Annotated in this window: 21 protein-coding genes; 11 read left to right on the forward strand and 10 right to left on the reverse strand. The window is 46.5% G+C overall.

The genetic code is table 11. The annotated features are described in order from the left end of the window. Nucleotide 1: 1 nt before the first annotated feature. Genes M1D69_RS02185 through sboA form a run of 9 tightly spaced genes read right to left on the reverse strand, consistent with a single transcriptional unit; the run spans nt 2 to nt 6,943 of the window. Entirely contained in the window at nt 2-703 is a 702-nt protein-coding gene (locus M1D69_RS02185; RefSeq protein WP_458104709.1) for a bacteriocin biosynthesis protein AlbG, read from the reverse strand. Further along, nucleotides 700-1,977 carry a M16 family metallopeptidase gene (locus M1D69_RS02190; protein ID WP_458104708.1) on the reverse strand — a complete coding sequence of 426 codons (1,278 nt, stop codon included), beginning with the start codon at nt 1,975-1,977 and terminating at the stop codon, nt 700-702. Before M1D69_RS02190 ends, M1D69_RS02185 begins: the two co-directional genes overlap by 4 nt. 5 nt (nt 1,978-1,982) lie before the next feature. Next, the gene (locus tag M1D69_RS02195) at nt 1,983-3,146 is read right to left on the reverse strand and encodes an insulinase family protein (protein WP_458106222.1); all 1,164 of its coding nucleotides are present in this window, start codon (nt 3,144-3,146) and stop codon (nt 1,983-1,985) included. Further along, the gene (locus tag M1D69_RS02200; protein WP_458104707.1) at nt 3,136-4,449 is read right to left on the reverse strand and encodes a bacteriocin biosynthesis protein AlbD; all 1,314 of its coding nucleotides are present in this window, start codon (nt 4,447-4,449) and stop codon (nt 3,136-3,138) included. Before M1D69_RS02200 ends, M1D69_RS02195 begins: the two co-directional genes overlap by 11 nt. Further along, a complete protein-coding gene (locus M1D69_RS02205) occupies nt 4,442-5,161 on the reverse strand; it encodes an ATP-binding cassette domain-containing protein (RefSeq protein ID WP_024123214.1) in 720 nt (239 codons plus the stop codon). Before M1D69_RS02205 ends, M1D69_RS02200 begins: the two co-directional genes overlap by 8 nt. Further along, entirely contained in the window at nt 5,158-5,319 is a 162-nt protein-coding gene (albB, locus tag M1D69_RS02210; protein WP_458104706.1) for an antilisterial bacteriocin subtilosin biosynthesis protein AlbB, read from the reverse strand. The genes M1D69_RS02205 and albB overlap by 4 nt, the downstream gene beginning before the upstream one ends. Nucleotides 5,320-5,331: 12 nt before the next feature. Continuing rightward, entirely contained in the window at nt 5,332-6,678 is a 1,347-nt protein-coding gene (gene albA, locus M1D69_RS02215; RefSeq protein ID WP_105954404.1) for a subtilosin maturase AlbA, read from the reverse strand. A gap of 24 nt (nt 6,679-6,702) precedes the next feature. Then, nucleotides 6,703-6,855 carry a bacteriocin-like protein SboX gene (gene sboX / locus M1D69_RS02220; protein WP_010886632.1) on the reverse strand — a complete coding sequence of 51 codons (153 nt, stop codon included), beginning with the start codon at nt 6,853-6,855 and terminating at the stop codon, nt 6,703-6,705. Then, nucleotides 6,812-6,943: a subtilosin A gene (gene sboA, locus M1D69_RS02225; RefSeq protein WP_003222002.1), complete on the reverse strand. Its 132-nt coding sequence runs from the start codon at nt 6,941-6,943 to the stop codon at nt 6,812-6,814. The genes sboX and sboA overlap by 44 nt, the downstream gene beginning before the upstream one ends. A gap of 311 nt (nt 6,944-7,254) precedes the next feature. On the opposite strand from sboA, the gene M1D69_RS02230 reads away from it, so the two are divergent. The 4 genes from M1D69_RS02230 (at nt 7,255) to M1D69_RS02245 (ending at nt 11,500) form a co-directional block, all read left to right on the forward strand. Next, complete coding sequence (locus tag M1D69_RS02230) at nt 7,255-7,683, forward strand: DUF1934 domain-containing protein (protein ID WP_458104705.1); 429 nt, start codon at nt 7,255-7,257, stop codon at nt 7,681-7,683. Then, a complete protein-coding gene (argS, locus tag M1D69_RS02235; protein ID WP_059353713.1) occupies nt 7,680-9,350 on the forward strand; it encodes an arginine--tRNA ligase in 1,671 nt (556 codons plus the stop codon). The genes M1D69_RS02230 and argS overlap by 4 nt, the downstream gene beginning before the upstream one ends. Nucleotides 9,351-9,486: 136 nt before the next feature. Next, complete coding sequence (locus M1D69_RS02240; RefSeq protein ID WP_069486785.1) at nt 9,487-10,674, forward strand: nitrate/nitrite transporter; 1,188 nt, start codon at nt 9,487-9,489, stop codon at nt 10,672-10,674. A 109-nt stretch (nt 10,675-10,783) separates the two neighbouring features. Further along, complete coding sequence (locus tag M1D69_RS02245; RefSeq protein ID WP_458104704.1) at nt 10,784-11,500, forward strand: Crp/Fnr family transcriptional regulator; 717 nt, start codon at nt 10,784-10,786, stop codon at nt 11,498-11,500. A gap of 32 nt (nt 11,501-11,532) precedes the next feature. Here M1D69_RS02245 and M1D69_RS02250 read toward each other — a convergent pair whose 3' ends face one another. Next, a complete protein-coding gene (locus M1D69_RS02250) occupies nt 11,533-12,252 on the reverse strand; it encodes a YwiC-like family protein (protein ID WP_458104703.1) in 720 nt (239 codons plus the stop codon). Nucleotides 12,253-12,395: 143 nt separating this feature from the next. Between M1D69_RS02250 and M1D69_RS02255 the strand changes: the two genes are divergently transcribed. From M1D69_RS02255 to cls, 7 genes are all read left to right on the forward strand, one after another. Beyond that, a complete protein-coding gene (locus tag M1D69_RS02255) occupies nt 12,396-12,872 on the forward strand; it encodes a Crp/Fnr family transcriptional regulator (protein ID WP_458104702.1) in 477 nt (158 codons plus the stop codon). Between the two features lie 155 nt (nt 12,873-13,027). Beyond that, nucleotides 13,028-16,714 (forward strand): nitrate reductase subunit alpha, encoded by a 3,687-nt coding sequence (locus M1D69_RS02260; RefSeq protein WP_458104701.1) that lies wholly within the window; start codon nt 13,028-13,030, stop codon nt 16,712-16,714. After that, a complete protein-coding gene (narH, locus tag M1D69_RS02265; protein ID WP_458104700.1) occupies nt 16,704-18,167 on the forward strand; it encodes a nitrate reductase subunit beta in 1,464 nt (487 codons plus the stop codon). The genes M1D69_RS02260 and narH overlap by 11 nt, the downstream gene beginning before the upstream one ends. A 25-nt stretch (nt 18,168-18,192) precedes the next feature. Continuing rightward, entirely contained in the window at nt 18,193-18,747 is a 555-nt protein-coding gene (gene narJ, locus M1D69_RS02270; protein WP_095712798.1) for a nitrate reductase molybdenum cofactor assembly chaperone, read from the forward strand. Then, nucleotides 18,744-19,436, forward strand: coding sequence for a respiratory nitrate reductase subunit gamma (narI, locus tag M1D69_RS02275; protein ID WP_059292339.1), 693 nt, complete (start codon nt 18,744-18,746; stop codon nt 19,434-19,436). The genes narJ and narI overlap by 4 nt, the downstream gene beginning before the upstream one ends. Before the next feature lie 166 nt (nt 19,437-19,602). Then, the gene (locus M1D69_RS02280; RefSeq protein ID WP_458104699.1) at nt 19,603-20,193 is read left to right on the forward strand and encodes a YitT family protein; all 591 of its coding nucleotides are present in this window, start codon (nt 19,603-19,605) and stop codon (nt 20,191-20,193) included. Nucleotides 20,194-20,336: 143 nt separating this feature from the next. Next, nucleotides 20,337-21,839: a cardiolipin synthase gene (gene cls / locus M1D69_RS02285; RefSeq protein WP_458104698.1), complete on the forward strand. Its 1,503-nt coding sequence runs from the start codon at nt 20,337-20,339 to the stop codon at nt 21,837-21,839. Nucleotides 21,840-21,874 lie beyond the last annotated feature (35 nt).

Raw genomic sequence — 21,874 nt, forward strand, 5'->3', positions numbered from 1 at the left:
TTCACAGATCGAGAGAAGCGGAACTGCGATAAGAGAATCGTTTATAAATAAAAGATCCGATCTGCTGGATGGCAGCTAAGATGATCAGAAACAGCAGTTCACTTATAGTAAAACTGAGCATCCACCAAATCCCGGCTCCTGTCAGCACTCCCACAAGCACTTTTCGGAACAGGTTTCCATGCTGAAAAAGCTGCAGCAAGTACGTTCGCATATAAAACAATAAATACAAAATCAGTAACACCGCAAGCCCCATTGTAACGGCAGGGGACGTATGAAAGCTGAAGGGAACGGCCTTGACGATTTCAAACATGCAGCCGAAAACGATGACCTGATACAATACAGCAGCCATCACATATGATTGGCGAATGCCCTTATAGCTGTCGCGCAGCAATTTTACATCGTCGGCATAACGGCTGCACAGCTTGCGATGCTGAAAGTCACAGCAGCTTTGATGAGACAGTGTGAGTTTCTGAAAAGCTGCTGTCATGTTTTTGACAGATTGTGTCACGTAGTGAAGATAGAGAAAGGCGGGCAGCATCAGTATGGAAGCTGCACAAGCCAACAGCCCAAGGCGGGCAGCGTCATTTTTGATCAGCTGTACATATTGGCCTGCGGCTTCGGCACCTGAGTGAAACCAGCCAAAGGAATAAGCCGCCATGGCCGCAAGCAGCAATAATAAAGTAAAGACAGTGCTTTTTTTCATTGTCTCATCACTTCTTTCTGGGGTACATGAATGACTGCTTTGTTAGAAGAAACCATTGCTTCAATGAGAGCCAAGAAATCATGAGAATTCATCTGCTGAATGGTACGGTAAAGGCCGAGAAACGAGCAATCGTACTGTTCACACTCTGCCGCCCATTCAAAGCATTTACGCGCGTAATCACTGTCATAGATGATCGCGTTGACTAAAGAATCCTTGCCGTACTCAAGCCAGGCTTCGGTACGGTTTTTCTGCTGCGTGATATAGTAAGATGCCACATCGATGTATGCGGAAGAATGCGCCCCTTTACTGTGAAGGATCAAAAAGCCGCCATCCTCTGATAAGTGAACATCCGCTGACAGGCTTTGGATATTCAAGCGGTACGTTTGCCGGATCTCTTGAAAAAACGGCGAATCCATGTGAAACAGGATGCGAGAGGCAATGTCCCAGTACAGCTTCAAGGTCAAAAGTTCGTTTTCTCCTGGGAGCGCCCCGATTTGTATTCCGGTCCAATTGTCTTCCGACCGCTCCAGATCACCCTTTACCTCTTTTGATGAGAGGAGAGGGCACGCAGGGACGATCTTTCTGTCAGAGCGGCTGCCAGAGCGCTTTTCCAGCCTGAGCTGAGAAGGCAAAAGAGTTTCCGCATCTTCTGGGCCGCCAATCAGAAACAGCGTCATCCGATGGGGCTGGTAGGCGGCAGCATAGGCTTCCTGCAGATCACAGATCGTCAGAGCCTCAATGTCTTTTTTTCTGCCTGCGGGGAAGACTGCGGCTGGTGAGGCAGGAGACAGCATCTGGATCAGCTGATAATGGTAATGAAGCTGGTGGTTGAGAAGCGCCGTTTCTATTTCGCTTGTAATCACGGCTTTTTCCTGAGCAATGATCTGCTCGTCAAACGAGTGGTTCCATAAAGCGTCAAGCAGGATTGGAATAGTTTGTCTGAGCCGATCCGGCAATGAGGTAAACATGAAATTTGTATCAGTGTAAGCGGTGAACGCATTCAACAACGCGCCGTGTTCAAAAAAATCACTATACAGGTTCCGGCCGTTATGCCAAAAGAGGAGATGTTCTAAAAAGTGCGCTGTGCCATATGGCAGCATCCGGCCGCCGGTTTCTGACTGTAAGCGGACATCCCGGCTTCCAAAGCCGGTTTTGACATTGCACAATCTTAAGTGGGCGCGGGGAAATTGTAACCTGAATATTTTCATTCCCTTGTCTGTGTATCTGATATCGGTTCGTTCATCCAGCTGTTGAAAAAAGGCTTCCTTTTCCATATCTCTCATCCCCTTACTACATGAGCTCCGATATATGTAAGATTTTTGATGAATTGCAGCAAATCGCGGCACGTGACCGCTGAGATGCTGTCCAGCAAGTCTTCTTTTTTGCAAGAGAAACGGCGCAGGATTCCCATATAGGCTAAGAGTCCTTCAGGAGAATCAAATTGCAGCAGGATTTCATTGATTAAAAATTGTTGTGCCTTTTTTAATTCCGGTTCATCCGCGTGGAAACGCGATACAGCTTCCAAAACTCTTGGAGGAATCTCGTTTTCATGAAGCTGGTCGGTGCATACGGAAACAAGCAGCATATTGCTCATGATGTCATAGCGGGTGATCACATGATAAACGGCCAGATCTTTTTCGCGAAAATGCCGAAATAAAGCGGAATGTCCGTATTTGCCGAGCAATCCGTCTATCAGCTGGATGGCTAAATAATCGCGGACATCTTTCATGTCCCCGCAGTCAAAGCCAAGTGTCATAACGGACGGACCTGCTGTGCTGCGTGTCTCTGTTTCGAAAATATCCTGATTCACGGGTTTTCTTACAGCAGACACGGCGGAGGCCTGTGGGGCATGTCCCTGAACATCACATGACTGTATGTTTCCTAATATGTTCAGCTGTTTCTGCTGAGAAAATAAATCAGCGATAAATTCCGACGCATCCAGAAAACGTTTGGGATGCACAGCCATAAGCTTGTCTTTTCGGCCAAACATGGCAGTGCCGTACATCTGGTTTCCAAAGGCTTCCTCCGCCAGACGGGCTGCTGAATAGGAGAACGGGTCAGCGAATGTCTTTTCCATTTTCAGCAGCAGTTCGGCTTTTGCCTTTTCCGCTGCGCTGTCAGAAAGAGAAGCCGGAAAGGAGGACATGTCAACAAAGGTGTTCAGAACGGCATCTGTATGAAACCCCTCAGCATATAACGGATGAATCATGCGGGTCCCGTACGTTTTCAGCTGCCGGTCAAAAAAGAGATTTGCTGAATACATGAAGCGGCGGCCGGCGGCATAGCCGAAAGTGTTGATGATGTTTTGCTTCTGGTGTGCGGCCGCGCCATAAAAATAGATCGTTTCTTCTTCAGGTTCCGCCGCGCTTTCGATCGGTTTCAGAAAGCTCGCGGCGATCGAGATGGTTGAAAATTGATCAGTCGTCAGCAGGTTAACTTCCAAGCCGTTCTCTTTTTCCGTTTGTATCAAAGAAACCACCATCCTGTTTTTGCAGTAAATAGACAATGATCAGCCCGGCAATCGGAATGACTGCCAAAGAAATAACAGTGCCTGTTAAAGTAGCTAAAAAAAGAGGAATACAAAATACATAGGAACGGTATTTAGAGAAACCGCTCCAGAGCTGCTGCTCCGTCTGCCAGCTGAAGGACGGCTTTTTTTCATCTGAAATTAACCGAATATAAGCCCCTGCCAGCAGCAATTCCATACACTGCAAAAAAGTCAAAAGTGAAATCGGCCGGCCGCTGATCAAGCCCATTATCATGGCAATCAAAATAAACCCGCCGGCCAATAAACCGGAATAAAAGCGATATTTCGCCCAAAGCATCGTTCCGCGTTTAATCGGAAGCGTGATCAGCAGCATACGGTCATTTTTTTCAAGAGAATACAATAAAGCAATCGGTGAGCAGATCAGCAGGAGAGCGCTAATCACGATATAGACGACATGCTGATCGGCAATGCCGGTGTTCATCATCTGAAACGAAAAGAAGCCGCTGAATGCCCCCATCACAATATAATTTAACAGCATCGCTTTGGAGGAAATAAATCGGTTCCATTCTCTTTTATAAAACGAAAATTCTGATGTCCGCATAAAAGAATGCATTTTGCTCTGCTGCTGAGGCGCCTGCAAAAATGAAGGGAAGTCAATCACAATAGCCCAGAGCATATGAATCGCACATAGCGGGATCGTTACGGCAGGCATCAAAGCCGCACTGAAGCACACGCAGGTGAATGCCGCCGCATGCAGCAGGAGTGCCGTTCTCCTTTTTTTGACGAGAAGATTGCTTAACAAAACGCCGAAAATAATCGAATAGACAGTAAAAAACGAAAATCTGCCGAGCCAATACAGGGTTTGTGCTCCTGACAGCGTTCCGTTTCCGAATAAGAACAGCGGTAATATGAAAAAGAAGAGCGTCCTTCTCAAGCAAGTATCAACAAACAAAACCGCACTCTGAGCGAGCCAGAAGCTCCGGGAAGAGATCGGCAATAGACAGCTCAGCTTCATGTAAGATTCCTTCCATTGGGATGTAACAGAGAGAAACACCATGTACGCATTCATAAACAGAAGCGCGAGCGTAATGTATGTTTTTCCTAAGGTTGATTCATCAAGGCCTGCCTGGCGGATCAGCCCGATTTCAAACAAGGCCAGAACGGCAAGCCCTGCGGTGATGCGAATGGCGTCTTTTTTTCCTTGGCGGCCGTAAAGCTGTTTGAACAGCAATGACAGAATCGGAAACAGGTTATTCATGGCCGATCACCTCAAAAAATTCACGCCGAAGATCAGTCTCCTCTCCAATCGGAATGACCTTACGGATCTGTTTGTGATGAAGGATGGCCGCATAATCACAAAATCTCTGCACCACATCGAGCAAATGGGAAGAAAACAAAATCGTTCCGCCTGCCTTGCAATACTCCTGCATTTTCTGATAAAAGACCTCTATTGACTCCACATCCAAGCCGACAAGCGGCTCATCCAAAATAAACAGGGGAGCCCCGAGCAATAGCCCGGTCATCAACACAACCTTTTGCCTGTTGCCAAGGGACAGCTCGGAAATTCTCCGGTTTGTGTATTGGGAAAAGTGAAATTCCTCTGCCAAACTGTTAAATTGCTGCTCTGAGAAATCTTTCTGATACAAAGAATGAACGAAAGAAACATAGTCCTTCGCCGTAATTTCTGTAAATAGAAGCGGATAATCGGCAGCAAAGTAGCGGCGGATCTTCAGCTCATCTGATGTTTTCTGCGGCATGCCGGCGTCCGCTTCAATGCCGCACAGCGTAAAGTGTCCGCTGAAATTGCGGTTTACCCCTGTCAGCGTATTGATCAGCGTTGTTTTTCCGGCGCCGTTTACCCCAAGCAGTCCGTAAACGGCGCCTTTTTCTAAATGTAAATCTACGTTTTCTAAGATGACGTTGTCTTGCTCATACCACACGGATACATCGTGTATATCCAAAATGCTCATCGCGAGTCAGTCTTCCTCGCGCGCATACCGAAAATAATGGCGATGGCGATAGAAATCAGCGTAAACACATAATCGCTTTTTACGAAGTAGACGACCGCGCCGATGACAAAAATAAATGAAAGGATATACAGTAACATTTTTCTTTGTGCTGGTGACAAATTGTTTCCCTCCTAAATAAGCTGGACCACATCTTCTAATTGTTCATTTTTCGCCCAGGAGCAGATGTTTTTTCTGTGGTATTTGTTGGAGTTCAGCCCTTTTAAGTAACAGCCTCCGCAATAGCCGCTGAACGGGCATTTGTCTTTCATGCAATGCTCGCTGAACCGCGGCGCCTGCGCTTTCCACAATTTATGGACAAGAGGGGAGTCAAAGATGCTTTCATATGAATCATGAAATATATTTCCCAATGAAAATTCCTTCGGGAAGAGTGCGCACGGGCGTACTTCTCCGAACGGGCTGATCACAATTGATTTCCAGCCGGCGCCGCAATTCGCCGCACGTTTTCTTTCATACGGAATGATCGGGATCAAATCTTTAAATTCATCAATGACATTTTGCTCGTACTCCATAAATTTGCGGTGCTGTTCGGCATCTTTCGTCGGATGGACAATATCTCTGCCTCTTCCGAAATCATCAACCCAATTGTAAGAGAACGCTTTGGCACCGAGATCGCGCACCTTTTGGGCCATATCGTGGATTTCCCACATGTTTTTTTCGAAAACCGACATGGCGACTCTGACAAAAATACCATGATCACTCAACAATTTTATCGTTTTACAGGTTTGGGCAAAAGAGCCTTTTCTCCCTCTAAATGAATCATGCACTTCGGACTGTACGCTATCCAGTGATATGCCGACGATGATTTTTTGCTTATAGGCTTTTAACATCTCCAGGCTTTCTTTTCGCATCAGCGTTCCGTTGGTTAAGACGGCGACTTTTTTGAATTTCTTTAACACATATTCAAGAATCTCATTGGCGTTTGGATGGACGAAAATTTCGCCGCCTGTGATTTCGCACGTTAAAACGCCGTTATCATACAGCATATCAGCCGTTTTCTTAAATTGATCAATGGATACGGTGCCGAGCGCTTCCGGCGAGCTTTCTAAATAGCAGTGGGCGCACTTTAAATTGCAGCGGTGCGTCAGCTCAAAGGTGGCATGCAGCGGCATCGGAAATTCATTGCTTCCGCTGGTGGCGATTTTGTGAAAGCGGGGCCGGTTTTCAAGCTGAATGACCTGCTTGTTCAAAAGCATGCTGAGCATGTCATAGTACCAGTCCTTATGGTCTTCCGGCGACTCATCATACTTTGCGCATTGCTCTTCTAAAATCTGTTCAGCCGTTCTTTGACCGTCCATCAGCATACAAAGCTCGTAAGCCGTTTTGTTGAGATCTAAGTATTCAAAATCAGAGATCGAGACGTTATCACGCAAGTAGTCAATTTCCAGCACACCGCCCTCAGGCAACTGGTGGACTCTTACACTTTCATTAATAAATGGAAACATCTGCTCTATAAACAAAATACCATCCCCTATACATATGATTCAAATGAAAAACGGTTGTGTATGTATATCCAAGAGGTAGATTTTAGTTAAAAATTGTAATTTACTTAAAAAGGGCATAGTAGAATGACTATGCCCTTTTGGGAGATCCTTACCCCCATAGACCGAATAGACCTGTTGCACCGGCAATTTCAAAATCAGGGATAGGACCGTCCACTAGACAAGCGGCTCCGATCGAGCATGTTGCACAACCTTTGTTTTCTACAATGACAGCTTTTTTCATAATTGAATCCTCCCTTTTTTTGTTTTTCTAGCAGATCTTTGATGTACTTTTATATTAAAACTATCAAATTACCATTTCAATACATATATTTTGAAGAAAATGTGAATTACAAACGATAGAATTCGGAAAAATGTAATATTTCCTAAAGGTAATCAGTGGTATGATTTTCTCTTCTATAAAGGAATTGCTTTTTCTGAGGTTTATCTTCAAATCTGATGAGCAATGATGGTAAGATAGAAGCAGTTGAAGTTTACAAACCGAATGATTATACTATTCAAGTCAAAGTGGAAAGATGAAAAGGACGTGTCAGAATGAAGCAAGAGACACCGATAACAATCCATGTGAAATCTGTGATCGAGGATGACGGAAACGAAGAAGTGATCGAATTCCGCACCACCGGATTTTACTATGTGAAACAGAATAAAGTGTATCTATCTTATTATGAAGAACACGACTTAGGCAAAGTGAAAACGATTGTAAAAGTAAGCGAAGGCGAAGTGCTTGTCATGAGATCAGGCGCTGTCAAAATGAACCAGCGTTTCGTAACGGGAGCTTCCACAATCGCCAAATATAAAATGTCATTTGGTGAGCTTGAGCTGAAAACGAGCACAAAATCGATTCAATCTGATTTCGGCGAGGAACAAGGCCGTATCAGTATCGCATATGATATGCATGTCGGAGACGAGCAGCAGCATTTACATAATATGACGATCACGTATGAGGGAGGAACTCACGCATGAACATTGCGGAACAGATGAAGGACGTGCTGAAAGAAGAAATCAAAGCAGCCGTTCTGAAAGCGGGACTGGCTGAAGAAAGTCAGATTCCAAATGTCATTTTAGAAACACCGAAGGATAAAACACACGGCGATTATTCAACAAATATGGCGATGCAGCTCGCGAGAATCGCGAAAAAAGCGCCGCGCCAAATCGCTGAGGAGATTGTCGCTTCTTTTGATAAAGGAAAGGCTTCTATTGAAAAGCTTGATATCGCCGGTCCTGGTTTTATCAATTTCTATATGAACAATCAATATTTAACGAAGCTGATCCCGTCTGTATTGGAAGCGGGAGACGCGTATGGAGAAACAAACATCGGAAACGGCGAACGCGTTCAAGTGGAATTCGTATCTGCAAATCCGACGGGGGACCTTCACTTAGGCCACGCGCGCGGTGCGGCTGTCGGCGATTCCTTGTGCAATGTGCTTGCAAAAGCGGGTTACGATGTGAGCCGCGAATACTACATTAACGATGCCGGAAACCAGATTAACAACCTGGCGCTTTCTGTGGAAGTCCGTTACTTTGAAGCGCTTGGACTGGAAAAACCGATGCCGGAGGACGGCTACCGCGGCGAGGATATCATTTCAATCGGAAAGCGTCTCGCTGAGGAATACGGCGACCGTTTCGTGAACGAAGAAGAAAGCGAACGCCTCGCATTTTTCCGTGAGTACGGTTTGAAATACGAGCTGGAGAAGCTTCGCGTAGACTTGGAAAACTTCCGCGTGCCGTTTGACGTGTGGTATTCTGAAACATCACTGTACCAAAACGGAAAAATCGATAAGGCGCTGGACGCGCTGCGTGAGAAAGGCCATGTCTATGAGGAAGACGGTGCGACCTGGTTCCGTTCCACAACGTTCGGAGATGACAAAGACCGCGTACTGATCAAAAAGGACGGCACATACACATACCTGCTTCCTGATATCGCCTACCATAAGGACAAGCTTGACCGCGGCTTTGATAAGCTGGTCAACGTATGGGGCGCCGACCACCACGGCTACATCCCGCGTATGAAAGCGGCAATCGAAGCGCTTGGCTATGAAAAAGGAACGTTGGAAGTAGAAATCATTCAGCTCGTGCACCTTTACAAAAACGGCGAGAAAATGAAAATGAGCAAACGGACGGGGAAAGCGGTAACGATGCGCGACCTGATTGACGAAGTCGGCCTTGATGCCGTGCGTTATTTCTTCGCGATGCGCAGTGCTGATACGCATATGGATTTTGACTTAGATCTTGCGGTATCAACATCTAACGAAAACCCTGTGTATTATGCGCAATACGCACATGCCCGCATTTGCAGCATGCTTCGCCAAGGGGAAGAGCAAGGACTTAAGCCGGCGGCAGATCTTGATTTCAGCCCTATTCAATCAGAAAAAGAATATGACCTGCTGAAAACAATCGGCGGTTTCCCAGAGGCAGTGGCGGAAGCGGCGGAAAAACGAATTCCTCACCGTGTGACGAATTATATTTATGACTTGGCTTCAGCTCTGCACAGCTTCTATAATGCGGAGAAAGTCATCGACCCTGAAAACGAAGAGAAAAGCCGTGCGCGCTTAGCTTTAATGAAAGCAACACAAATCACGCTGAACAACGCGCTTCAGCTGATTGGCGTATCGGCTCCGGAAAAAATGTAATGATGATGTAAGGACAAAGTCTTCGGGCTTTGTCCTTTTTTTTTATGAGGAAAACGTGTGATGTATTTCACAATCCTGTTTGCCGAGTTTTTGTATGATAAGGCTGATTATTGAATCAGTGAAAGGGGCAAGCCGAATGATTAACCGTCAACACTTTCAATTATCGCTGCAGTCATTAAGCTTGGTGGCAGGGTTTATGGTTTGGGTGCTGATTTCGTCACTTATTTCCCAAATCACATTAGATATTCATTTGAGCAAAGGCGAAATCTCCCTGGTAACGGCCATACCCGTTATATTAGGATCGCTTCTCCGCATTCCGCTGGGGTATTTGACCAACAGGTTTGGCGCGCGGATCATTTTTATGATTAGCTTTATATTGCTTTTATTCCCTGTATTTTGGATCAGTATGGCAGATTCCCTGTTTGATTTAATCGCGGGCGGTTTTTTCTTAGGGATTGGGGGAGCCGTTTTTTCCATTGGGGTTACATCTCTTCCGAAGTACTATCCTAAAGAAAAACATGGCGTTGTAAACGGTATTTACGGTGCCGGGAATATCGGAACCGCGATCACTACATTTGCAGCTCCCGTGATTGCTCAAGCGGCGGGGTGGAAAAGTACGGTGCAAATGTATATGGTTCTGCTGGCTTTATTTGCTTTGCTGCACTTTTTCTTCGGTGACCGGCATGAGAAGAAAGTGAAGGTGTCCGTAAAGACTCAGATCAAAGCCGTTTACCGAAATCATGTGCTGTGGTTTCTGAGTCTCTTTTATTTTATTACGTTTGGCGCCTTTGTCGCTTTTACAATCTATCTGCCAAACTTTCTTGTTGAGCAGTTTGATCTAAGTCCTGCGGATGCCGGGCTGCGGACGGCAGGTTTTATTGCTGTATCCACGCTGCTCAGGCCGGCGGGCGGGTGGCTGGCTGATAAAGTGAGTCCGCTCCGCATCCTGATGTTTGTCTTTGCAGGCCTGACATTATCGGGCGTCATCCTGTCGTTTTCGCCGACGATCGGCATTTACGCCTTTGGGGCGTTAACGGTTGCGGTGTGCTCCGGGATTGGAAACGGGACGGTTTTTAAACTGGTTCCTTTCTATTTTTCTAAGCAGGCGGGAATCGCCAACGGAGTTGTGTCTGCCATGGGCGGATTAGGCGGCTTTTTCCCTCCGCTGATCCTGGCGAGTGTATTTCAGGCGACGGGACAATACGCCATCGGATTTATGGCGCTTTCGGAAGTAGCGTTAGCAAGCTTTGTCATTGTCATATGGATGTATTGGCAGGAAAGAATGAAAACACACACAGAGAGAAGCGGGCACAGCGTAAACTGACGGGCCGCCGGCGATGGGGAATTCACGAGATTGTAAGTTTTTTCTGAAAAGCGCAAATGATTTCACGTTACAATAGATACACAACGTGACTTTTCTTCGAGGTGAGCTCATGAACTTTCTCTCTGTTCGAACATCTGATAAGGATCTTATTTCCAGTGATCTTCATCAATTGCTGGAATCCATCAGCACAAAAAGAAAAATCGAAAAACACACATACCTGTTTCGAGAAGGAATGGATGCAGAAGAGCTTTATCTGATTCAGTCAGGACTCATTGAAATCGGGAAGCTGACGTCTGACGGCAAAGACCTGACGCTTAGAATCTGCCAAAAAAATGATATTGTCGGTGAATTAACACTTTTCACAGAAGAACCGAGATATATGCTCAGTGCAAAAGTGCTGGAGGATGGCGAAGTGCTCGTCATCAATAAAAGCAGACTTGAAAAGGAACTTATCCACAACGGTGCTTTGACATTTGAATTTATGAAATGGATGAGCACCCATTTGCGCAAAATTCAATCCAAAATCAGAGACCTTCTTCTTCATGGCAAAAAAGGGGCGCTCTACTCCACCCTCATACGCTTGTCAAACAGCTATGGGGTGAACCGGAGTGACGGCATTCTCATTAACATTGCCCTGACAAACCAGGATTTGGCGAAATTTTGCGCGGCTGCAAGAGAGAGCGTCAACCGCATGCTGAGTGATCTCCGCAAACAAGGGGTTATTTCAATAGAGGATTCCGGAAAGATTGTACTGCATCAGCGGGACTATTTACGGTGTGAGATTGAGTGCGAAAATTGCCCGTTAGAGATTTGCAATATTGATTAAGAGGAAACAAGGACAGCAATATGTCCTTGTTTTTATCTTGTTAGCCAAATACACATGATGGCGAAAAAGAAGCTCGCATTGACGATTTCAAGAATGCCGATCGTTTGAACAGGCCACTTCTTTCCATGAAAAAACCATGCACGCAAACTGCTGGGGATAAAGGCGAGAACGGCCCATCCACCTCCGAGAGCTGCGGAAAGTAAGGGGAGGATCAGGTGATAGCCCCACGACCAGTAAGCAAATACTCTATTATTCTTCTCCCGGATCACCGACTTCACATAAAATGAACTTCCGATAAAAAACAAAGCAGATTGTGCGAAAATAAACCATGCCCAGCCGTCAAGAGTCTCCGTCCCCAGCCAGCAGCTGGCGAGTCCGCCTGTACAAAAGAATAAGACGCCCGCAAAATCATTCAGCAGCGCTCGTTCATTTTTTTGCCGGGCATAATACACATGAATGAGAAACAGCGGCAGCAAAGAAAAGGCAAGCCAGATAAAAGACGGCTTATGGATGACGGCGGCAAGCAAAAAGCTGCAGGCTGGAAAACTGTAAGAAAATATCCACTTTTGATAGGGTTTGATTTGTTTCTTTTTTAATGCCAGCGTAATAGGATAAACAGCCAAATAAAGAAAAAGCCAGCCTAAAAATAGGGGGATATGCCAAAGAACCGCTCCTCCCTTCACCATACCGAGGCAAAACGGAATCAGCAGCATGGCCCAAGCGCCGTGCTGCTTCGGAATAAGCGCCTTCATCGAAACACTCCTTTCTTGTTTCATTATAAAAGCAAAAATACCGCCAATAAGTGACATTCATCATATCATCTGTGAAATACATCACTGCTGTCATGGATCGGCCGGGCTACACTAAAGCTATCCTTAGCACAGGAGGCTTCCCTATGAATCAGTGTGACTATTTATTTTTTTTGAAACAACTTCCTATGTTTAATGAAGTGCCTCTATCCATTGTCGAAACATTGTTGAATAACGGGACGTTTATCCGCGGTTCATGTGATCAGGATCCATCTTTTCTCCATTCTCAATCCATTTATATTGTATTAAAAGGCAGTATTCGTTTTATTGACAGCAGGCTGCCTGAAGGGTCGCAAACCGTGGCGCTGTGGGAAAAAGGCGATGTGTTTCCGATTGATGAAAAAGGCGGGATGTTCTTATCTCCATTCATTTCAGTCCGAACATCCGAAGACATTCTTATGCTCAATATCCCTTTTTACATATTAAAGAAAATCATGTCCTATTATCCGCAGCTGCAAATGAATTTTCTGGTGATGCTCCAGCAAAATGTCTTTTTCTCTTATGAGCTGTTTTTGCGATATATGCATAGATCTCAGGACGAAAACGCTGAGCCCGATTCCTAAAAGGAACCGGGTTTTTTGTTCGATATTTCAATTCCTTCTTCCTCATGTGAACTTTCTGTGAAAAAAGGGGAGTGTGTGACATAGTTCACAAGGAAACATCCTGCCTCTGTATATAGTGAACTTAGAATACCTGACTCGGAAGGAGTGAAATATTCATGAAAAAAAAGAAAATGAGTCCGTTGTTTAGGAGATTAAACTATTTCTCTCCTATTGAGCATCAATCAAATAAACATAGCCAAACAACCTATGAAGATCGTGATTGGGAGAATGTATACAGAAACAGATGGCAGTACGATAAGGTCGTCCGCTCCACCCATGGTGTCAACTGCACAGGGTCCTGCAGCTGGAATATATACGTGAAAAACGGCATCGTCACGTGGGAAGGACAAAACTTGAATTACCCATCAACCGGACCGGATATGCCTGATTTCGAACCGAGAGGCTGTCCGCGAGGGGCCAGTTTTTCATGGTATATCTACAGCCCGCTGCGTGTGAAATACCCATACGTGCGCGGTGTCCTGATCAATTTGTGGCGGGAAGCATTGCAGGCTCATCAAAATCCTTTGGAAGCATGGAAATCGATCGTTGAAAATCCGGATAAAGCGAAGTCCTATAAACAGGCGCGGGGAAAGGGCGGCTTTGTGCGCGCTGAATGGCCGGAGGTGCTGAAGCTGATTTCTGCTTCTCTGCTGTATACGGTTATAACATACGGCCCTGACCGGAATATCGGGTTTTCTCCGATTCCGGCTATGTCCATGATCAGCCATGCGTCAGGCTCGCGGTTTATGTCTTTGATTGGCGGCCCTATGCTCAGTTTCTATGATTGGTATGCGGATCTTCCCCCGGCATCGCCGCAAATCTGGGGCGACCAGACAGACGTCCCGGAAAGCAGTGATTGGTACAACTCAGGCTATATCATCACATGGGGCTCCAATGTGCCGTTAACGAGGACGCCGGATGCGCATTTTTTGGCAGAAGCCCGCTACAAAGGCGCTAAGGTCATCTCAATCAGCCCCGATTTCGCGGAATCCTCTAAATTTTCGGATGACTGGCTGAGCATCCGCCAAGGAACAGACGGCGCGCTTGCGATGGCGATGGGGCATGTGATCCTGCAGGAGTTTTACGTTAATCAGAAGACAGAGCGTTTCATAGAGTACGCAAAGCAATATACGGATTTCCCATTCTTTGTCACTCTAACTAAAGAGGATGGCGTGTATACGGCCGGGCGTTTTCTTCACGCGAAGGACATCGGGCGGCAGACGGGGCATGATCAGTGGAAGCCTGCGGTGTGGAATGAACGTACAAGCGCATTCGCGATCCCGCAAGGAACAATGGGCTCCCGCTGGGACGCCCAAAAGAAATGGAACCTGCACATGATAGATGAAGAAACAGGCGAATCGATTGAACCCCGGCTTTCGGTGCTCGGCATAGAGGACGAAATCGGCACGGTTCGAATCCCTTATTTCTCAAATGAGGGAAACAGAGTGCTTGAGCGAGACCTGCCTATTAAAAAACTGGTCCTGGACAATGAAGATGTCTATGTCACAACCGTATTTGACTTGATTTTGGCTAACTACGGCGTGAATCGGGGGATCGGGGCAAAATCAGCCTGCTCGTATGACGATCCTGAGCCGTTTACGCCAGCCTGGCAGGAGCAGGTGACAGGGATCAAAAAAGAGATGGTCATTAACATTGCCAGGGAATTTGCCCAAAATGCGATCGATACAGAGGGCCGTTCGATGATTATTGTAGGAGCGGGCATTAATCACTGGTTCAATTCCGATACGATATACCGCGCTGTGTTAAATCTTGTGTTATTGGTAGGCGCCCAAGGTGTTAATGGCGGAGGCTGGGCTCATTATGTGGGACAGGAAAAACTCCGCCCTGCTGAAGGCTGGCAGACGATCGCCAACGCTAAGGATTGGGAGGGGGCGCCAAAGCTGCAAAACGGCACTTCCTTTTTCTATTTTGCGACTGACCAGTGGCGCTACGAGGATCAGCCGGTCAGTGACTTAGCATCTCCGATCGCGGCATCCTCCCGCTACAAGCATCACGCCGACTACAATGTGCTGGCGGCAAGACTCGGGTGGCTTCCGTCTTATCCGACATTTGATAAAAACGGAATTGATCTGTACAAAGAAGCTGAAAAAGCGGGGGCGAAGACAACAAAAGACGTTGCTGACTATGTGGCCCGCCAGCTTCAAGAGAAAAAACTGAAATTTTCCATTGAAGATCCTGACAATGAAGCGAATTTTCCGAGAAACCTGTTCGTGTGGAGAGCGAATCTGATCTCCAGTTCGGGAAAAGGGCATGAATATTTTCTCAAGCATCTCTTGGGAACGACGAACGGCTTGATGAATGACGACAGCGACAGCATCCGTCCTGAAGAAATCAAGTGGCGCGAGCAGGCACCGGAAGGAAAGCTCGATTTGTTAATCAATCTCGATTTTCGAATGGCCGGTACCGCCTTGTATTCCGATATCGTGCTTCCAGCGGCGACATGGTATGAAAAACACGATCTCAGCAGCACTGATATGCATCCGTTTATCCACCCCTTTGCCCCGGCTATTTCGGCTCCTTGGGAATCGAAGTCGGACTGGGATATTTTCAAGGCTTTATCAAAAGCCGTCTCCGATCTCGCGGACGAAGTTGATATGAAGCCGGTAAAAGAAGCTGTCGCCGCACCGCTCCTTCATGACACCATGCAGGAAATGGCCCAGCCTCTCGGAAAAATTAAGGACTGGAGCAAAGGCGAATGCGAAGCCGTCCCGGGGAAAACGATGCCGAACATTCAAGTTGTTGAAAGGGACTACAAGCAAATCTTTCATAAAATGACTGCGCTCGGCCCAAACGCCGCCTTAAAACCAAGCGGAACAAAAGGCATGAGCTGGTCGATTGCCGATGAATACGAATCACTCAAAAAAAGGCTGGGAGAAGTCACCTCAGACAGTGTCGCAAAGGGATGTCCGAATATAAGCGAGGCCAAGCAGGCGGCAGAAGCCGTTTTAACCCTCTCGTCCACGTCGAATGGAAAAGTTGCCGTAAAAGCATGGGAATCGCTTGAAGACATCACGAATCTGAAGCTGAAAGATCTGGCTGAAGAGCGGGAGGAAGAATGCTTTACGTTCGAACAAATCACGGCTCAGCCCAAAACGGTCATCACGTCTCCGGCATTTACAGGCTCGGAAAAAGGCGGGCGCAGGTATTCGCCGTTTACGACAAATGTGGAAAAATTAATCCCTTGGCGTACGCTGACAGGCAGACAATCCTATTATGTCGATCATGAGCTAATGATGGAGTTCGGGGAAACGATGGCGACCTTTAAACCGATCCTCCAGCATCGCCCTTTCTTAAGCAAACGGCCTGATCAAGAGGGCAAAGAAATCGTTCTCAATTATTTAACGCCGCATAATAAATGGTCTGTCCACAGCATGTATTTTGATTCCCTGCCAATGCTGACGTTGTTCCGCGGCGGGCCGACGGTGTGGATGAATAAAGATGATGCAGAGGACACGGATATAAAAGATAACGATTGGATTGAATGCTTTAACCGAAACGGTGTTGTCGTCGCGAGAGCGGTTTTGTCTCACCGGATTCCTAAAGGAATGGCGTTTATGCACCATGCCCAGGATCGCCACATCAATGTGCCCGGCACGAAACTGACAAATAACCGCGGAGGCACCCATAACAGCCCGACAAGGATACACGTCAAGCCGACGCAGATGATCGGGGGCTATGCCCAGCTCAGCTACGGCTTTAATTATTACGGTCCAACAGGGAATCAGCGCGACCTGAATGTCGTCATCCGCAAGCTGAAGGAGGTCGATTGGCTTGAAGATTAAAGCGCAAATCGGTATGGTCATGAACTTGGATAAATGCATCGGCTGCCACACGTGCAGCGTGACCTGCAAAAACACATGGACAAACCGTTCCGGTGCCGAATATATGTATTTCAATAATGTAGAAACAAAACCAGGTATCGGCTATCCGAAGCAATGGGAGGATCAGGACAAATATAAAGGCGGCTGGACCTTAAAAAAAGGAAAGCTCGAGCTGAAATCAGGCCCGAAAACCAACCGTCTTGCAAATCTTTTCTATAATCCGAATCAGCCAACCATTGATGATTACTACGAGCCTTGGAACTATGATTATGAAACACTGACTAACAGTCCGCAGAAAAAACATCAGCCCGTAGCGAGGCCAAAATCGTCGCTGACAGGAGATTTCATGAATATCGAATGGGGTCCGAACTGGGAGGATGATCTGGCGGGCGGACATATTACGGGACTTGAAGATCCGAACGTTCAAAAGATGGAGGAGTCTATCAAAACAGAATTCGATGAAGTCTTTATGATGTATCTTCCGCGTATCTGCGAGCACTGCATCAATCCGGCGTGCGTTTCCTCCTGCCCGTCCGGCGCCATGTACAAACGCGAGGAAGACGGCATTGTGCTTGTGGATCAAAACGCGTGCCGTTCATGGAGGTATTGCGTTTCCTCCTGTCCGTATAAAAAAGTTTATTTTAATTGGCAAACGAACAAAGCGGAAAAATGCACACTCTGCTTTCCGCGTTTGGAGGCGGGACTGCCGACCATCTGCTCCGAAACGTGTGTGGGCAGAATCCGCTATCTCGGCGTCATGCTGTACGACGCGGACAAAGTGGAGGAAGCGGCCTCCGTTGAAAATGAAAAGGATCTCTACCATTCCCAATTAGACGTTTTTCTTGATCCGAATGATCCTGAAGTTGCCAAACTAGCAAAAGAACAAGGCATCCCGGCTGAATGGATAGAGGCCGCGCAGCGATCGCCAATCTATAAAATGATCATTGATTGGAAGATTGCGCTGCCGCTTCATCCTGAGTACCGCACACTGCCGATGGTTTGGTACATTCCGCCGCTCAGCCCGATTATGAATCTCTTTGAAGGAAAAGGCAGCCGGCAAACGCCGGAAGATATTTTCCCGGCTATCGACCAAATGAGGATTCCGATTGACTATTTGGCACAGCTATTAACGGCCGGTGATACAAATCATATTCGGTCGACATTAAAGAAAATGTCTGTCATGCGCCAGTATATGAGAGCGATCCAGACGAATAAATCCATCGACCCGGCACTGATCTCCAGTGTCGGCTTAACAGAACAGCAAATTGAAGACATGTATCGGCTGCTTGCGATCGCCAAATACGATGACCGATTTGTGATTCCGAGCAGCCACCGTGAAGACATTTCTGATTTATACGCTGAACAAGGGAGCTGCGGCTTATCATTTTCAGGCGGTCCCGGCTCTTGTATATAACCAAAGAAAAATGAGGTGTAACACGATGAACACCACAGACCGGCAAATCACATTCTCGGCTCTTTCCTATCTTCTTTCGTATCCGGATGAAGAGTGGAGAGCGGAACATCCCGAATGGGAAGATCTGATCAATGAAATCGAAAATCAGCATATCCGGGAGAAACTGCTTCATTTTGTAAAGTCATCAGCATGTTTTTCCCCGCAGGCCCTGATTGAACACTATGTATACACGTTTGACTTCGGGAAAAAAACGAATATGTATGTCACCTACTTTAACTCAGGCGAGCAAAGGGAACGCGGCATTGAATTGCTGCAGTTAAAGAACACTTATGAGCAATCCGGCTTCCTCCCGACAGACAAAGAGCTTCCCGATTACCTGCCGCTTATGCTGGAATTCGCCGCCATTGCGGAGATGAAGGAAGCCAAGAGCATATTTGAGAAGTATCTGTCTAATTTGCGGGAGCTGACATCCCGTTTAGATCAAAACCAAAGTTTATATGCCGTACTGCTGGATGCACTGCTTACCGCGCTTGAGGAAATCGGCTTGTGTGAAAGCAGCGAAGGAGCTGTTCGGACATGAGCGGGCAGATCCTGTGGGTTATCATGCCGTATATGGTATTGACGATATTTATCGGCGGGCATATTTACCGCTATCAGCACGACCAGTTTGGCTGGACCGCCAAATCAAGCGAACTGTTAGAAAAGAAAAAGCTTGCGGCGGGCAGCACGCTCTTTCATTGGGGGATGCTGTTTGTTATCGGCGGACACGTTATGGGCATTCTCATCCCCGAAGGTGTGTATCGTGCAATCGGTATCACAGAACACGTGTATCACAAAATGGCGATTGGCGTCGGCTTGCCGGCGGGAATTGCTGCAGTAATTGGACTTTTCATCCTGACATACAGAAGGCTGTTTGACAAAAGGATCCGCAAAACCAGCTCGCCCTCCGATTTTCTCACGCTGTTTTTGCTGCTGTTTGTGATGGTCTCGGGCGTTGCAGCCACATTTCTCAACGTTGATTCGAAAGGATTCGATTACCGGACAACCGTCGGGCCGTGGTTCAGGCAGATCTTTTTGTTGAGGCCGGACGCTTCTTTAATGGAGAGTGTTCCGCTATGGTTTAAGCTTCATATTCTCATGGGATACGTCATTTTTATCATGTGGCCATTTACGAGATTGGTTCACGTGTTCAGCTTGCCGCTCAAATACCTGACCCGCAGCTATGTCGTGTATCGCAAGCGTTCGAAACAACACATACAGCATCCGTAAAAACATCCCCCTTTGCCAAAAAGGGGGATTTCTCATCTTCTCTTCACATTATAGGAAAAAATAAAAAACCTAAGATATTTTCTTACAAGACAATTGCTTGGCGGCAAGGAATACTGATATTTTTGTATTTGGAAATAACAATATGTTCGAAAAAGGAGAGTGAAGAATGAAACGGATGTTCTTCATTTTAACTGCCTGCCTCATCACTAGCGCCGGGGTTCTGACTCTCAGACATTCTCATGTATTAACCGGCGGCACAGCCGGCCTTTCTCTAAGCCTGACGTACGTGTTTCATTCCTCGTTTGCTATGATCTTCTTTCTGATTAATATCCCGTTTTATGTTTTTTCTTTTATCAGAATGGGTGCCCGCTTCACGTTATCCACCATATTTGCAGTAACAGCACTGACTCTTTTTACAAGCGCTGATCACTGGCTTCCGCCCGTCTCTTTTTCCCCGTTTGCCGGCGCGATTTGCGGCGGAGCATTGATCGGGTTCGGCCTGTCGCTCATGTTTTATCACCAGGCATCCCTTGGCGGCGCCAATATTCTCGCTTTATTTATGCAAAAGCGATACGGGTGGAATCCGGGGACGGTTAATTTCGCCTTCGATTTCGCCGTTGTGCTGGCCGGCATTTTTTCCGTCGGTTTGCAAAAAGGCCTCTGCTCCATCCTGTCCATTGCCATCACGGGATTGGCTGTCAGCTTCTTTAAACATAAAATCAAAAGCAGCTACTCGCTGAAGCCAGGTTTGCTCTAGAACTTTACTTCCGGCCAATCACAGGAAGCCTCCTCGTAAGCCTTTCCGCCCCGTGCGCGGAGAGGCTTTTTTCATAGAAAGGTTTAAAGGTTAGAAATAAGAGGAAATACGAAGGTAATCGGATTGGAATGGAGAGGGGACAAATGCTGAAAAGGAGACTGGAGTTTTTCTTTTTATATATCATGCTCATCGGGGCATACGTCATATGGGTATTTCCGGTTTCCAGGCTTGAGTTTTACGGAGGATTGCTTTGCTATGCCGGCATTATTTTGTTCAGCATTTATTCGTTAATCCTTGAAAATCGAACGTCACAGCACACGCTGTTATGGATACATATTCTAGTCTTTTTTCCGATCGCGGGCTACATGTTTTATCTGTTTTCCGGACAGCTGTATGTAAAAGGAAAGTTGTTTAAAACAAAACGAATGTATAACAGGGAAAAGCTTCGAAAGCAGTTTGACATGGAAGAAACGCCTGAAGTGACCGGATTGAAGGACAATCAAGAAAGATTTTTTACCTATTCTATCAGGGCTTCACATATGAATATCAACACGAAAAGCAAGGTGAAGGTTTTGAAAAACGGGGAACAAACCTTTCCTGATATTTTCAAAGCAATGCGGAAAGCGGAATCTTATCTGCATATCGAATACTACATGTTCAAATCGGACATGCTTGGCCGCGGCATGATGGAGATTATGATGGAAAAGGCGCGTCAGGGTGTCGAGGTGCGGTTTTTATATGACGCCGCAGGGAGCATCAAGCTGACAAGCAGAGATATCATGAAAATGAAACAAGCGGGCGTGGACATCGTTCCGTTTTCTCCCCTGAAATACGGGTTCTTCAATCAGAAATTGAATTTTCGTAATCACCGTAAAATTGTGATCATAGACGGGAAAATCGGCTTTGTCGGCGGATTGAATGTCGGGAAGGAATATATCAGCAGAGACCCGATTATCGGTTTTTGGAGAGACACTCATCTGCGGCTGGAAGGAGAAATTGTGCAAACGCTTCACGCCATCTTTATGCTGGATTGGGAATATGTCTCTAATGAAGTGTTAATTGATCAAAAAGAATACAATACGCCAGTCCCCGTGGAGGGCGGAGGCATTTATCAAATTGTCGCGACAGGGCCTGACATGAAGGAAAGCATGAGTGACCTCTACTATGAAATGATTTCTACAGCGCAGAAATCTGTGTGGATCGCCACGCCTTATTTTGTCCCGAATGAATCCATCCGCACGGCTTTGAAAGCCGCGGCGACAAAAGGGGTCCAGGTGCGGATTATGGTGCCGGAGACGAATGACAGCTTTTTAACGCAATACGCGTCGAGATCGTATTTCCCTGAGCTGCTTCTAGAAGGGATTGAGGTGTATTCCTATCAAAAAGGCTTCATGCATCAAAAAGTGATAATCATTGACGGCGATCTCGCCTCAGTCGGAACCGCAAACATGGATATGCGCAGCTTTCAGCTCAATTTTGAAGTGAACGTTTTCTTCACGGATGCCGAAGCGATCCGCACCCTTGAAGCCCATTTCGAAGAGGATATGGTAGATAGTGAAAAACTAAGCCCTGTCGGCTTTTATAAAAGAGGAATGGCCGACCGAACAAAAGAATCCTTTGCCCGTCTGTTTTCAGGTGTTCTGTAAGAAAAAAGAAATCTGATCTTTCAAAACAGCCGGTG

This window comes from Bacillus sp. PK3-037, from assembly GCF_054161355.1.

Excerpts from the sequence above, each read along its gene's own strand:
- M1D69_RS02185 (WP_458104709.1), bottom strand. The coding sequence starts at position 703 with ATGAAAAAAAGCACTGTCTTTACTTTATTATTGCTGCTTGCGGCCATG.
- sboA (WP_003222002.1), bottom strand. The coding sequence starts at position 6,943 with ATGAAAAAAGCTGTCATTGTAGAAAACAAAGGTTGTGCAACATGCTCG.
- M1D69_RS02250 (WP_458104703.1), bottom strand. The coding sequence starts at position 12,252 with ATGAAGGCGCTTATTCCGAAGCAGCACGGCGCTTGGGCCATGCTGCTG.
- narI (WP_059292339.1), top strand. The coding sequence starts at position 18,744 with ATGAGCGGGCAGATCCTGTGGGTTATCATGCCGTATATGGTATTGACG.
- M1D69_RS02255 (WP_458104702.1), top strand. The coding sequence starts at position 12,396 with ATGAATCAGTGTGACTATTTATTTTTTTTGAAACAACTTCCTATGTTT.
- M1D69_RS02190 (WP_458104708.1), bottom strand. The coding sequence starts at position 1,977 with ATGGAAAAGGAAGCCTTTTTTCAACAGCTGGATGAACGAACCGATATC.
- M1D69_RS02240 (WP_069486785.1), top strand. The coding sequence starts at position 9,487 with ATGATTAACCGTCAACACTTTCAATTATCGCTGCAGTCATTAAGCTTG.
- M1D69_RS02245 (WP_458104704.1), top strand. The coding sequence starts at position 10,784 with ATGAACTTTCTCTCTGTTCGAACATCTGATAAGGATCTTATTTCCAGT.
- M1D69_RS02280 (WP_458104699.1), top strand. The coding sequence starts at position 19,603 with ATGAAACGGATGTTCTTCATTTTAACTGCCTGCCTCATCACTAGCGCC.
- narJ (WP_095712798.1), top strand. The coding sequence starts at position 18,193 with ATGAACACCACAGACCGGCAAATCACATTCTCGGCTCTTTCCTATCTT.
- argS (WP_059353713.1), top strand. The coding sequence starts at position 7,680 with ATGAACATTGCGGAACAGATGAAGGACGTGCTGAAAGAAGAAATCAAA.
- M1D69_RS02200 (WP_458104707.1), bottom strand. The coding sequence starts at position 4,449 with ATGAATAACCTGTTTCCGATTCTGTCATTGCTGTTCAAACAGCTTTAC.
- M1D69_RS02230 (WP_458104705.1), top strand. The coding sequence starts at position 7,255 with ATGAAGCAAGAGACACCGATAACAATCCATGTGAAATCTGTGATCGAG.
- M1D69_RS02205 (WP_024123214.1), bottom strand. The coding sequence starts at position 5,161 with ATGAGCATTTTGGATATACACGATGTATCCGTGTGGTATGAGCAAGAC.
- M1D69_RS02260 (WP_458104701.1), top strand. The coding sequence starts at position 13,028 with ATGAAAAAAAAGAAAATGAGTCCGTTGTTTAGGAGATTAAACTATTTC.
- cls (WP_458104698.1), top strand. The coding sequence starts at position 20,337 with ATGCTGAAAAGGAGACTGGAGTTTTTCTTTTTATATATCATGCTCATC.